This is a genomic window from Rhodococcus sp. DMU1 (assembly GCF_012272955.1).
GTDB lineage: Bacteria > Actinomycetota > Actinomycetes > Mycobacteriales > Mycobacteriaceae > Rhodococcus > Rhodococcus aetherivorans.
Genome location: NZ_CP050952.1, coordinates 1,972,396 through 1,985,293 on the forward strand (window position 1 = coordinate 1,972,396; position 12,898 = coordinate 1,985,293).

At 71.7% G+C, this 12,898-nt stretch carries 12 protein-coding genes; 6 read left to right on the top strand and 6 right to left on the bottom strand.

Translation table 11 applies throughout. The annotated features are described in order from the left end of the window. Positions 1 to 43: 43 nt before the first annotated feature. From HFP48_RS09360 to HFP48_RS09370, 3 genes are all read left to right on the top strand, one after another. Positions 44 to 1,099: an AMP-binding protein gene (locus tag HFP48_RS09360; protein ID WP_029542511.1), complete on the top strand. Its 1,056-nt coding sequence runs from the start codon at positions 44 to 46 to the stop codon at positions 1,097 to 1,099. 108 nt (positions 1,100 to 1,207) lie between these two features. Next, positions 1,208 to 1,969 carry a crotonase/enoyl-CoA hydratase family protein gene (locus tag HFP48_RS09365; protein ID WP_006938704.1) on the top strand — a complete coding sequence of 254 codons (762 nt, stop codon included), beginning with the start codon at positions 1,208 to 1,210 and terminating at the stop codon, positions 1,967 to 1,969. Between the two features lie 55 nt (positions 1,970 to 2,024). Further along, positions 2,025 to 2,948, top strand: a complete 924-nt coding sequence (locus HFP48_RS09370; protein WP_168579386.1) for an adenosine deaminase — start codon at positions 2,025 to 2,027, stop codon at positions 2,946 to 2,948. An 8-nt stretch (positions 2,949 to 2,956) separates the two neighbouring features. On the opposite strand, the gene HFP48_RS09375 is transcribed toward HFP48_RS09370, so the two are convergent. After that, on the bottom strand, positions 2,957 to 4,282 hold the full coding sequence (locus HFP48_RS09375; RefSeq protein WP_168579387.1) for a D-arabinono-1,4-lactone oxidase: 1,326 nt from the start codon (positions 4,280 to 4,282) through the stop codon (positions 2,957 to 2,959). Positions 4,283 to 4,359: 77 nt separating this feature from the next. Here HFP48_RS09375 and HFP48_RS09380 point away from each other — a divergent pair, with 77 nt between their 5' ends. Together HFP48_RS09380 and HFP48_RS09385 are read left to right on the top strand one after the other, a co-directional pair. Next, entirely contained in the window at positions 4,360 to 5,004 is a 645-nt protein-coding gene (locus HFP48_RS09380; protein ID WP_029542519.1) for a TetR/AcrR family transcriptional regulator, read from the top strand. Positions 5,005 to 5,076: 72 nt separating this feature from the next. Next, positions 5,077 to 6,252, top strand: a complete 1,176-nt coding sequence (locus HFP48_RS09385; RefSeq protein WP_168579388.1) for an amino acid deaminase/aldolase — start codon at positions 5,077 to 5,079, stop codon at positions 6,250 to 6,252. Position 6,253: 1 nt separating this feature from the next. Here the strand turns inward: HFP48_RS09385 and HFP48_RS09390 are convergent, their stop codons facing one another. Then, on the bottom strand, positions 6,254 to 7,609 hold the full coding sequence (locus HFP48_RS09390) for a DUF2252 domain-containing protein (protein WP_161995669.1): 1,356 nt from the start codon (positions 7,607 to 7,609) through the stop codon (positions 6,254 to 6,256). A gap of 32 nt (positions 7,610 to 7,641) precedes the next feature. On the opposite strand from HFP48_RS09390, the gene HFP48_RS09395 reads away from it, so the two are divergent. Further along, a complete protein-coding gene (locus HFP48_RS09395; RefSeq protein ID WP_161995668.1) occupies positions 7,642 to 8,286 on the top strand; it encodes an alpha/beta fold hydrolase in 645 nt (214 codons plus the stop codon). Between the two features lie 64 nt (positions 8,287 to 8,350). Here HFP48_RS09395 and HFP48_RS09400 read toward each other — a convergent pair whose 3' ends face one another. The 4 genes from HFP48_RS09400 to HFP48_RS09415 form a co-directional block, all read right to left on the bottom strand. Further along, positions 8,351 to 10,153, bottom strand: coding sequence for a long-chain fatty acid--CoA ligase (locus HFP48_RS09400; protein WP_168579389.1), 1,803 nt, complete (start codon positions 10,151 to 10,153; stop codon positions 8,351 to 8,353). Positions 10,154 to 10,313: 160 nt separating this feature from the next. Next, a complete protein-coding gene (locus HFP48_RS09405; protein WP_006938688.1) occupies positions 10,314 to 10,943 on the bottom strand; it encodes a phosphoribosyltransferase family protein in 630 nt (209 codons plus the stop codon). Positions 10,944 to 11,026: 83 nt separating this feature from the next. Then, on the bottom strand, positions 11,027 to 11,458 hold the full coding sequence (locus tag HFP48_RS09410) for a hypothetical protein (protein WP_006938685.1): 432 nt from the start codon (positions 11,456 to 11,458) through the stop codon (positions 11,027 to 11,029). 136 nt (positions 11,459 to 11,594) lie between these two features. Continuing rightward, complete coding sequence (locus HFP48_RS09415; RefSeq protein WP_168579390.1) at positions 11,595 to 12,869, bottom strand: TrpB-like pyridoxal phosphate-dependent enzyme; 1,275 nt, start codon at positions 12,867 to 12,869, stop codon at positions 11,595 to 11,597. Between the last annotated feature and the right edge of the window lie 29 nt (positions 12,870 to 12,898).

Below are 12,898 nucleotides of genomic sequence, written 5' to 3' on the forward strand. Positions count from 1 at the left end.
CCCGCGCCATATAGTGCAGGCACACGACGAGGCGGAGGTGACGATGTCGGTGGCGGTGGTCCGGGTTTCGTGCGCAGCGGGGTGGTTCCGTGACGAGCGTGTCAGTCGCCGACTGGACGGTGTCCTGCGGTACGAGGACCTCGAGCCGTGCCTGGCCGAGCTGCTCGACCGCAGCGCGCTGCGGCACTCCGCCCGCGTCGCCGCCGTCGACCGGGCCGGCAACGCCCTCACCTACGGGCAGATGTGGTCGTCGGCAGCACGGGTGGCGGGTGGACTGCTCGATCAGGGCGTGGGCCCGGCCGACCGGGTGGTCGTCCACTATCCGAACGGGTTCCGCTGGCTGTACGCGTTTCTCGGGGTGGTCCTCGCCGGTGGGGTGCCGGTGCTGCCGGATCCGACGTGCAGCGATCCGGAACTCGAGTGGATCGCCGATGACAGCGGCGCCGTCCTGACCCTCGACGGCGAGCTGCCCGACGGGGTGGCGTTCCTGGACGAGGGCGCCGCGCCGGACGAGCTCGCGGTGCTGTACTACGTACGCAAACGCGGCGGGGGACTGCACGGGGTGGAGCTGACCAACGAGAACATCCTCTCCACGATCGAGGCCGTGGTGCACGCGATGGACCTGACCGCGGAGGGGGCGCGCACGGTGCTCACCGCACCGCTGTCCACGGCGGCGGGCAGCGCCGTGCAGCTGTTGCCCACCCTGGCGGCCGGCGGCACCGTCGTCGCCGCCGGGGCCCGGGGGGTGCGGGTGCCGTGGCGGCACCTGCGCGCGTCGTTCCCCGCGGCGAGGTGCGTACGCGGCTGGGGGGTGGCCGAAACCGGCGGCATCGGGCTGCTGCTGCCCACCGACCAGCGGGCCGCGCACCCGCGCAGCGTCGGAGTTCCGTTCGGCGGCATGGAGGTCGCGCTCCTCGGCCCGGCCGCCGATCAAGGCGTCGGCGAACTGCTGTGCCGCGGTCCCAGCGTCGCGCGCCGCTACTGGAACGACCCGGAATCGACCGCCGAGACCTTCGACGACGGCTGGTTCCACACCGGCGACCAGGTGCACATCGACGGGGACGGCTTCGTCACGCCCGTCGCCGTCCGGGTGTCGTGACACGGCGGTACGGCCGGTCCGCCGCCGCCGCCGGGTTCGGTTGCGGTATAAGCGAATGGACCGCGGTACGCGCGGTCGGCTACCGAATCCTGTGAAAGGTGTGCGCGCATGTCCGACGAGGTCCTGCTCGAGCGTCGCGGTCGAATCCTGGTGATCACCATCAACCGGCCCGAGGCCCGCAATGCCGTCAACGCGGCCGTCAGCCACGCCCTCGCCGCCGCCGTCGACGAACTCGACGCCGATCCCGACCTGTCCGTGGGCGTGCTCACCGGTGCGGGTGGCAACTTCTGTGCCGGCATGGATCTCAAGGCGTTCGTCGCCGGGGAGAACGTCGCGGTGCCGGGCAAGGGCCTCGGCTTCACCGAGGCGCCGCCGCGCAAACCGATCATCGCCGCCGTCGAGGGCTTCGCGCTGGCCGGCGGCACCGAACTCGTCCTCGCCACGGATCTCGTGGTCGCCGCCGCGGACGCCAGGTTCGGCATCCCGGAGGTCAAGCGCGGACTCGTCGCCGCGGGCGGCGGCCTGCTGCGCCTGCCTACCCGGATCCCGTATCAGAAGGCGATGGAACTGGCCCTCACCGGCGACGCGTTCACCGCCGAGGAGGCCCACGGCTACGGCTTCGTCAACGTTCTCACCGAGCCGGGCGGCGCGCTGGAGGGTGCCCTGGCCCTCGCCGAACGGATCACGGCCAACGGCCCGCTCGCCGTGGCGGCCACCAAGGAGGTCATCGCCAAGGCCGCCGACTGGCCGGCGGACGAGGCCTTCGACAGGCAACGCGAGATCGTCGGCCCGGTGTTCGTGTCCGAGGACGCCCGCGAGGGCGCGACGGCGTTCGCGGAGAAGCGTTCCCCGGTCTGGAAGGGCCGCTGACGACCCGCGTCCCTTCCGCGCGGCCGCGGAAGGGACGCGTCGACGAAGGAGGATCGTGCTCGCCGAACTGCATGTCCACATCGAGGGCACTCTCGAACCGGAGCTGATCTTCGCTCTGGCCGAGCGCAACCGGGTCGCGCTCCCGTACGCCGACCTCGCGGAACTGCGCAGCCGGTACGAGTTCACCGATCTGCAGTCCTTCCTCGACCTGTACTACGCGAACATGCAGGTGCTGCGGACGGCCGAGGACTTCGCCGATCTCGCGCGGGCGTACCTGCGCCGGGCGGCGCAGGCCGGCGTGACGCGGGCCGAGTTCTTCTTCGACCCGCAGGCGCACACGAGCCGCGGCGTGCCGCTGACGGAGGTGGTCGAGGGCCTCGCGGACGCCGTCGCGGCGGGCCGGCGAGAGTTCGGCGTCGATGCGGCGATGATCGCCTCCGTCGTGCGGGACCGGCCCGTGCACGAGGCCGAGGAGGTGTTCGGGGAGCTGCTGCGCCTGTCGGCTCCGATCATCGGGCTGGGCCTGGACTCTGCGGAGGTGGGCTATCCGCCGTCGCTGTTCGAGGACGTGTTCGCCCGCGCCCGCGCCGAGGGCCTGCACACGGTCGCCCATGCGGGAGAGGAGGGACCGCCCGAATACGTGTGGCAGGCACTGGATCTGCTCGGGGCCGAACGCATCGACCACGGCATCCGATCCCTCGAGGACCCCCTCCTCGTCACGCGCCTCGTGGACGAGCAGATTCCGCTCACGGTCTGTCCGCTGTCCAACGTCCGTTTGCGCGTGGTGGATTCGCTCGAGCGGCATCCGCTGCCGCGCATGCTCGAGGCGGGTCTGCTGGTGACCGTCAACTCCGACGATCCGGCGTACTTCGGCGGGTACGTCGACGACACGTTCGCGGCGCTGCGCGATCGGCTCGGGCTCACGTCCGATCAGCGGGAGACGTTGGCGCGCAATTCGATCGAGGCGTCCTTCGGCTAGCCCGCGGCCTACGGGCCGAGCACGCGGTCCAGGTACGGGTTGGCGAAGGTGCGCTGCGGGTCGACACGGTCGCGGACGGCGAGGAAGTCGTCGAAGCGCGGATACGTCGTGCGCAGGTCGGCCGCGCTGCGGCCGTGCATCTTGCCCCAGTGCGGCCGTCCGTCCACGGCGCGGGCGATCGCCTCGACCGCATCGAAGTACGCCCGGTGCTCGCGCCGGTGGTACTGGTGCACGGCGAGGTACGCGCTGTCGCGGCCGTGTGCCGTCGACAGCCACACGTCGTCGGCGGCGGCGAAGCGTACCTCGACGGGAAAAGCGACACGGAAGTCGTTGCGGGAGAGCCACGCATCGATCTCGGTGAGCACGTCGGTCACCGAGCCGACGGGTACGGCGTACTCCATCTCCCGGAACCGGACCCGGCGCGGGGAGGCGAAGACGCGATAGCTGCGGTCGACGAACTCCCGCGGCGACAGCGTCCGGGCGGCGAACTCGTTGAGCCGCGGGATGGTCGCGGGGGCGCGGGTCGCGACGCGCTGGACGACCTCGAACATGCCGTTGGCGAGCACCTCGTCGTCGACGAAGCCCCGTACCCGGCCCACCGGGGCGCCGGGCGCGTCGGCGGGCAGCCGGGTGTTGCGCTTGGTGAGCACCCGGTCGGTGTGCGGGAACCAGTAGAACTCGAAGTGGTCGACGGCGAGCCGGTCGCGCTCGAGCACGGCGAGGGTGTCGTGCAGCGTGCCGGGCGCTTCCGCGGCGTGCAGCGCGAAGGCGGGCACGCACTCGAGTGTGATCGTGGCGAGGATGCCGACGGCGCCGAGGCCGAGCCGGGCGGCCTCGTAGAGTTCCGGGTGGTCGTCGGGGGAGCAGTGCACGACGGAACCGTCGGCGAGCACCACGGTGGCGGCGCGGGCGACGGTGGCGAGGCCCCCGAATCGCGCGCCGGTGCCGTGGGTGCCGGTGGACATCGCGCCGGCGAGCGACTGCACGTCGATGTCCCCGAGGTTGGGCACGGCCAGACCCTGATCCCACAGGAGCCGGTTGAGATCCCGCAGCCGGGTGCCGGCCCGCACGGTGACGAGCGCACCGGCGGAGGTGGGCCGGACGTCCTCGATGCCGGTGAACCGGTCGAGGGAGACGAGCACGCCGTCGGTGACGGCGACGCCGCTGAACGAGTGTCCCGCCCCGACCGCCTTGACGCGCAGGCCCCGCTCGGATGCGCGTGCGACGACGGCGGCGATCTCGTCCAGGGATTCCGGAGTCTCGTACGCGCGCGGCGTCGCGGATTCGGTGCGCGCCCAGTTGCGCCAGGTGGCTGCGGGACGGTCGGTGGCCATGGGGCAATCATCGACTTGGACGACCGTCCAGGTCAATAGGGGCCGACGGATCCGGACCGGGTTCTACGATCGGAGGCATGCTGAACCGGTTGCCGGCGGACCAACGTCGAGCCCAACTCGTCGAATCCGCCCTCGCGCTGGCCGAGGGCGGCGGTCTCGGGGCCGTCACAGTGCGTGCCGTCGCCGAGCACGCCGGCGTATCGCTCGGGGTGGTGCACTACTGCTTCGAGAGCAAGGAAGCCCTCGTCGCCGCGATGGGGGAGACGCTGGTGCTCCAGCTCAGCCAGGCGTTGCGCACCGCCTTCACCCTCCCGCAGAACGGGCCGGACCCGCAGGGCCCGCGCGGGCTGCGGCAGCTGCTCTACGCCGGGATCACTGCGATGTGGCCGACGATCGAGGCGACGGCCGACCGTCAGCTGCTCACCTACGAGATCACCACCTATTCGCTGCGCCACCGCGCTGCCGGCGAGCCGCTCGGCGGCAACATCGCCACCGAGCAGTACCGCATCATGGACGTCGAGGCCCAGGCATTTCTCGAGGAGTGCGCCGCCCGCACCGGCACCGAGTGGGTCGAGCCGGTCTCGACCGTCGCGCGCCTGGCGCTGGCCATGCTCGACGGCCTGGTCCTGCGGTGGCTGGTGGATCGTGACAGCGACGCCATCGTCACCGAACTCGACGACATCGCCGCGATCGTCGCCGGCCGGGCCGTGGAAACGACCTGAACCTGGACACAGGTCCAAGTCGGTGCTTGACTGGCCGCGACGACCCGACCTGCCGTGGATTGGACCCCCGCCGTGACCCACCCCCTCGACCGGCTCCACGACGCGACGGCCGACCTGGACCCGCCGCTCGCGGCCGTCGACCTTCCCACACTCCGACGCAACGCCGCCGACCTCGTCCGTCGCGCCGGGGGCACGCCCGTGCGGGTGGCGAGCAAGTCCGTCCGGTGCCGCGCGGTCCTCGAGGAGGTGCTCGGCACCGGCCTCACCGCCGACGGCGGTTTCGGCGGGATCATGGCGTACTCGCTGCGCGAAGCGCTCTGGCTGGTCGAGCGCGGCGCCCGCGACGTGCTCCTCGGATACCCGACCGTCGACCGTGCCGCGCTCGCCGAACTCGCCGGCCGGCCGCACGCCCTCGACGCGGTCACCCTCATGGTCGACTCCGCCGCCCAGCTCGGCATCGTCCGCGACGCCCTCGGCACCGCCCGTGTGCGACCCCGCGTGTGCCTCGACGTGGATGCGTCGCTGCGGCTCGGGCCGGTGCACCTCGGCGTGCGGCGCTCGCCGCTGCGCACGCCCGACGAGGTGGGGCAGCTCGCCCGCTGCGCCACGACCGCCGGCTTCGCCGTCGTCGGAGTGATGTTCTACGAGGCGCAGATCGCCGGTCTGCCCGACACGTCGCTCGCGGTCCGCCTGATCAAGCGCCGGTCGGCCGCCGAGCTGGCCACCCGTCGCAGCGCCGTCGTCGGGGCCGTCCGCGCCGTCGTCGGCGACCTCGAGATCGTCAACAGCGGCGGCACGGGTTCGCTCGAGATCAGTTCCGCGGACCCGGTCGTCACCGAGGTCACCGCCGGCTCCGGCCTCTACGTGCCCACGTTGTTCGACCGATACCGGGCCTTCACACCGCGGCCCGCGCTGTACTTCGCGCTGCCCACGGTGCGCAGGCCCAGTCCCACCATCGCCACGCTCTTCGGTGGCGGTTACATCGCCTCCGGCCCGACGGGTACGTCCCGGGTACCGCGGCCGGTGCGGCCCGCCGGACTGCGGTTGCTGCGCGCCGAGGGTGCCGGCGAGGTGCAGACCCCGGTCACCGGCCGCGCCGCCGCAGACCTGCCCGTCGGCGGCCGCGTGTGGCTGCGGCATGCCAAGGCGGGGGAGCTGTGCGAGCGGTTCGCGCACCTGCATCTCGTCGACGCCGGCGGCACCCGCACCACCGTCCCCACCTATCGCGGCGAGGGGCACTGCTGGTGAGCTACGCCGGTGCCGCGCTGTTGCACAACGCCTTCCAGTCCTGCTCCGTGCGATCGGCGTAGGCGGCGGACCACCGCGCCACCGCCTCGTCGAACACCGTCCCGCGGCCGAGGTACCCGGCGACGAACGCGCCGTCCGGGCTCTGGCTGTGGGCGCGGGCGAGCAGCGCTCCGCACAGCCGGCCGTACTGCTCCGATTGTGCGGGCCTGAGCCGTTCCCACTGCACCGATCCCTTCATGTCCCGGAACTGACGCACATAGAAGTCCCGGCGCACGCCGTCGGCGCCGGGGACGCCGGTGATCCAGCCGAGAAGCGGATCCGAGTGGGCCTGCAGGATCCGCTGTGCCCCCACGACGCGGGCGCCCTGGCCGTGCGCGATGAGGTCGGCCTCGACCCGGTGCGGGGTCTCCCGGATCCCGCCGTGCGTCTCCAACACCGACCGCCCGGCCTCCTTGACCTGGAGAAACAGCGGCTCGTCGGCCGGGCCGAGCAGCAGGACGAGGAAGCATCGGGTGCCCACGCTGCCCACCCCCACGATCCGCATCGCAAAATCCACGACGCGGTACTGGGAAAGCAGCAGCTGGGCATCCGCCCGCACCGTCGCACGGTAGGACGCGACGATCCGCTCGATGGCGTCGAGTGACCCGATGTCGAGGTGGCGGACGATCGGGGGCTGGTCGACGATGCGCGGAACGTCGTCGGCCGTGGTGACCGTCAGTTTCCTCAGGACCTGTTCCGACGTGCGGCTGCGAGCCTTCTGCACGACGGCTCGTATCGCCTCCGGATTCCGCGACGCCTGCTCGATCTCTTCCGCGTCGACCTGGAAGTAGAACCGCTCGGTGGCCGTCAGGCCGGACAGGAACCGGATGGTCTCGCGGTACGAGCGCACCGTCGCGAGGGTCGCGTCCCGGCACTGCTGCTCGGTGCAGCCGGTGTGACGGCCGGCCAGCCATACCGAGGCGGCCAGCCGCTTGACGTCCCATTCCCACGGCGCCGGATACGCCTCGTCGAAGTCGTTGAGATCGAACAGGACCCGTCGCTCCGGCGAGGCGTACAGGCCGAAATTCGCCAGATGGGCGTCGCCCGAGGCCACCACGTGCGGTCCCGTCACGGCCTCGGTGGACAGATCCGCCGCCATCGCGGCGGCGCTGCCGCGGTAGTAGGCGAACGGGGACTCCGTCATCCGCTCGTACCGGATCGGCACCAGTTCCGGCAGCCGGGTGCGGTTCTGCTGCTCGAAGATCGCCACGGGGTCGCGGTCGGGGCAACGGAATTCGCCGTGCGCACCGCGGGGCACGCGGGTGCGGGCGGCACGCCCCTCGGCTCGACTGCGCTCGGCGGCGGTAGTCGGTGTCATCCCGCGATTGTGCACCGGCGCACAATGACCGCATGCCCTTTTTCGACGGCAGCACCGGCCGTATCCACTACCGACACTGGCCCGTCGACGGCGCGGCGGCCGCCGTCGTCTTCGCCCACGGGATGCGTCAGCACACCGGCCACTACCACCGCTTCGCGGCGGTCCTGGCGACGCACGGCATCGCGTTGTGGGGCATCGATCTCGCCGGGCACGGTCTGTCCGAGGGCAGCCCCGGCGAACCGGGCGTCCTCGACGACCTGGCTGCGGACCTGCTGCGCGTCGCCGAGGTGGCGGAGCGTGCCGAGCCGGGGATGCCGCTGGTGGTGATGGGGCATTCGCTCGGCGCGGCGACCGCCCTCACGCTGCTGCGCACCGACGCCGGCCGCTTCCGTGGCGCCGTGCTCTGCGGGACGCCGCGCTCGGCGGCCGTGCCCGCGACGGCCGAGATCCTCGCGGGGGCTCGCATCCCGCTGCTCGCGGTGCACGGCGCCGACGACCGGCTGGCCCCGATCGACCCCGTGCGGGCCTGGGCCCGGACGATCCCGGCCCTGGACCTGCGCGAGTACCCCGACGCGGGCCACGACCTGCTGCACGAACCGGTGCACCGCACGGTGACGCGCGACGTCGCCGAGTTCGTCCGGACCGTGACCGAAGTGCCGGCCCCCCAACAACAGTGAGCGAATGTATCCCTCACTCGATCAGAGGAGATGAAGGATACATTCGCTCACCATGGGCGTGGCCCTACGAGTAGATGGCCTCGATCGCCGTGCCGTGCGCCTCGTGGATGACGTTGCGCTTGAGCTTGAGCGTCGGGGTCAGCTCGCCGGTCTCGATGGTGAAGTCCACTTCGAGGATCCGGTACTTCTTGATCTGCTCGGGGTTGGAGACCTTCCTGTTGCCCTCGGCCACCGCGGCGTCGATCTCCGCGATCAGGTCGGGGTTCTTCAACAGCTCGGACACCGGGGCGTCGGCCGGAATGCCGTGGCGCTCCTTCCAGCCGGGCAGGGCCTCGGGGTCGAGGGTGATCAGCGCGCCGATGAACGGCTTCGCGTCGCCGACGACGATGACCTGGCTGATCAGCGGGTGCGCCCGCAGAGCGTCCTCGAGCACGGCCGGGGCGACGTTCTTGCCGCCGGCGGTGACGATGAGCTCCTTCTTGCGGCCGGTGATGTGGACGAATCCGTCCTCGTCGATCTTGCCGATGTCACCGGTGTGGAACCAGCCGTCGACGATCGCTTCGGCGGTGGCCTTCTCGTTCTTCCAGTAGCCGCCGAACACCGCGGGGCCCTTGAGCAGCAGCTCGCCGTCCTCGGCGATCCGCGCGGCGTGCCCGTTGACCGGCCGGCCGACGCTGCCCACCCGCTGGTGCTCGGGGGTGTTGATGGTGACGCCACCGGTGGTCTCGGTCAGGCCGTAGCCCTCGAAGATCGGGATGCCGACGCCGCGGAAGAAGTGGCCCAGGCGCGCGCCGAGGGCGGCGCCGCCGGAAACCGCCTGCTCGCACTCGCCACCGAGGGCCGCGCGCAACTTGCTGTACACCAGCTTGTCGAACACCGCGTGCTTGATCTTCAGGCCCAGACCGGGCCTGCCCTTGTCCAGCGCCTCGCTGTACGCGATGGCGGTATCGGAGGCCTTCTCGAAGATCCGGCCCTTGCCGCCGTCGTACGCCTTCTGCTTGGCCGAGTTGTAGACCTTCTCGAACACGCGCGGCACCGACAGGATGAAGTTCGGCTTGAACTCGCCGAGCTGGTCGAGCAGCGTGGTCAGATCGGAGGTGTGCGCGACGGTGACGCCGTGCTCGAACGCGCCGAACGAGATCTCGCGGGCGAACACGTGCGCGAGCGGCAGGAACAGCAGGGTCCGCTTGCCGCTCACCATGGAGTTCGGCAGGGCGAGCTTGACGGCCGCCGCCTCGGCCCACAGGTTGCTGTGGGTCAGCTGCACACCCTTGGGGCGGCCGGTGGTGCCCGAGGTGTAGATCAGGGTGGCGGGAGACTCGGCACGCACCTGGTGGCGCCGCTCCTCGAGCTGCTCGTCGGTGATCGCGGCGCCGCGCGCGATCAGTTCGTCGACGGCGCCCTTCGCTCCCGCTGCGCCCTCGATCTGCAGGACCTCGCGCAGGGCCGGCGCGGCCTCGGCCACGGCGGCGACCGTCCGCGCGTGGTTGTCGTTCTCCACGACCAGCAGCGAGGTCCCCGAGTCCTCGAGGATCCACTGGGCCTGGTCGGCCGAGGAGGTCTCGTAGATCGCGACGGTGCAGCCCCCGGCGGCCCAGATCGCGTAGTCGATGAGGACCCATTCGTAGCGGGTGCTCGACAGGATCGCGACCCGGTCGCCGAGTTCGATCCCGGAGGCCATCAGGCCCTTGGCCACCCCGCGGACCTGTGCGGCGAACTCGGCGGCGGTGACGCTGACCCACCGGCCGTCGACCCTGCGCTCGAACGGCACCCAGGTCGGCGACTCCTTCTCGTGCCGGAAGACGGCGTCCGCCATCGATGCGTCCTCGGGAATCGAGAACGACTGTGGCACGGCAAACTCTCTCACGGTGACCCCTCCATCAATTTTTCACTGGTGGATGTGCATTGCATCACACGAGGACGGAAAACGCAGCAACGGGGGTGCCCGATTTGTAGCCTTTTCGCTCTGACCTGTGAAGATACCTGTTAATGATGGACACGGACAACCGTTGTGCGCGGGTGCGTGCTCAGGCGGGCTCGAGCAGCCGGGCGGCCTCGTCGTCGGAGAGCTGATGGAAGTCGTCGTATGCGGCGCCGACGCTGCCCAGGTCCGCGGGCGTGAACGGGCACACCACCTCGTCGGCCACCGCGCCCACGCGACGCGCCGCCTCCGGGGACGCCACGGGCACCGCCAGCACCACCCGTTCGGCACCGGACTCCCGAGCGGCCAGGCAGGCGACGGCAGCGGTCGCGCCGGTGGCCATGCCGTCGTCGACGAGGACCACCGTGCGTCCCGACAGCGACGTGCGCTCCTTGCCGCCGCGCAGCAGCCGGGCGCGACGGTCGAGTTCGGTGCGTTCACGGGCCTCGATCCGTGCGATCGAGTCCTCGGCCACCCGGCCGATCCGGATGACGTCCTCGTTGAGCACGCGGAAGCCGCCCTCGGCGATGGCGCCCATCGCGAGTTCCGGCTGCCACGGCACCCCGAGCTTGCGGACGACGAGCACGTCGAGCGGGGCGTCGAGGGCGCGAGCCACCTCGCGGGCGACGGGGATGCCGCCGCGTGGGAGGGCGAGGACCACGGGGTTCGCGTCGCGCAGGTGGGCGACCGAGCGGGCCAGCCGCCGCCCGGCCTCCGGACGGCCGGAATAACGCATAGGTCGAGTATGCGCCCGGCGGCGGGCGGCCCGGGTGGGTTTGCGTCCGGATCCGGGCCCGCTCAGGCGACGGTGTGCAGGGCTCAGGCGACGGTGTGCAGGGCTCGGGCGGGCCGCAGGGCGTCGAGGAGCGGCTGCCAGGTGGAGGCGTCGCCGCCGCGCCGCTGCCACTCGCCGGCGAGGGTGGTGTCGTCCGTACCGGCGAGGTCGTCGATGGTGTCGACGCCGTGCCGGTACAGGACCTCGGCGGCCAGTTCGACGGTGTCGGCGGCGATGGGGGCCTCGTCGGGGCTGTAGCGGCGACGGTAGTGGCCGACCTTGCCGGCCCACTGGGCGCTGCCGCCGGTCTCCTCGAAGGTGCGCAGGAGCGCGCGGATCCCGTCGCGGCCGGCGTCCGCACCCTGGGCGGCCCGGTAGGCCCGGTAGCGATCGGTGACGATCCCGGGATCTACGCCTCGGGTGCGGTGCACTGCGTCGAGCAGGCGCAGGGCCAGGTTGTCGGCTGCGTCGGGCATCGGGGCCTCCCGGTGGTGACATGGCGCGGTGGAGCGGTTCCACAGGTGTATCGCCGATGACCGGGCGTGTGTTGCATCACAGACTTCCTCGGCGTGTCTTCCTCCCCGTCACAGGGGAGGAAGACACGCTCCGGGGCTATCCGAGCTCGCCGTGCAGGTATGCGGCGTAGGCCGGCAGGTCGAGCTGCCCGTGCCCGGACAGCCCGATCACGATCACCTCGGGCCCGGTGACGGTCCGCGCGTACTCGGCGGCCGCCGCGAGGGCGTGGGCCGACTCGGGGGCGGGCACGATGCCCTCGCTGCGGGCGAACTCGACGGCCGCCGCGAAGGCGTCGGTCTGCGCGACGGCCGTGCCCTGCACGTATCCCAGTTCGACGGTGTGGCTGAGCAGCGGCGCCATGCCGTGGTAGCGCAGCCCGCCGGCGTGGATGGGGTCGGGGATGAAGTCCTGACCGAGGGTGTGCATCTTGAGCAGCGGGGTGAGGCCGACGATGTCGCCGTGGTCGTAGCGGTACTCGCCCTGCGTGATGGACGGGCACGCGGCCGGCTCGGCGGCCACCACCCGCGTCGTGGCGCGACCGTGCAGCACGTCGCGCAGGAACGGGAACGACAGGCCGGCCAGGTTGGAGCCGCCGCCGGCGCAGCCGAACACGACGTCGGCCTGCTCCTCGCCGGCGGCGCGCAGCTGGGCGACGGCTTCGAGACCGATCACGGTCTGGTGCAGCACGACGTGGTTGAGCACACTGCCGAGCGCGTACCGGGCGGCGGGGTCGCCGGCGGCGACCTCCACGGCCTCGGACACGGCGATCCCCAGCGAGCCGGGGGTGTCCGGCTGTTCGGCGCGCACCTTGCGGCCGGACGCGGTGAGTTCCGACGGGCTCGAGTGCACGGTGCCGCCGTACACCTCGATGAGGTGCCGGCGGTACGGCTTGGACTCGTACGAGGCGCGCACCTGCCACACCTCGAGATCGATGCCGAACTTGGCGCATGCGAACGACAGCGCGCTGCCCCACTGGCCGGCGCCGGTCTCGGTCGTCAGCTTCTTCACGCCGTCGAGGGAGTTGTAATACGCCTGCGCCAGAGCCGAATTCGTCTTGTGGCTGCCCACCGGGCTCACGCCCTCGTACTTGACGTAGATGCGGGCGGGGGTGCCGAGTGCGCGCTCGAAGGACCGGGCCCGCAGCAGCGGCGTGGTGCGGTAGGTCGCGTACGCCTCCCGGACGGGTTCGGGGATCGCGATGTCGGTCTCGGTGGACAGCTCCTGCTCGATCAGGCCGGCGGCGAACAGCGGTTCGAGGTCGGCGGCCGTGACCGGTTCCCTGGTGCCGGGATGCAGGTGCGGCGGCGGGGCGTCGGGCAGATCTCCCGCGATGTTGTACCAGTGGGTGGGAATGCTGACGAGCTCCGACACCGGAAGGTCCTTTCGTCTGTCAAGAGTGG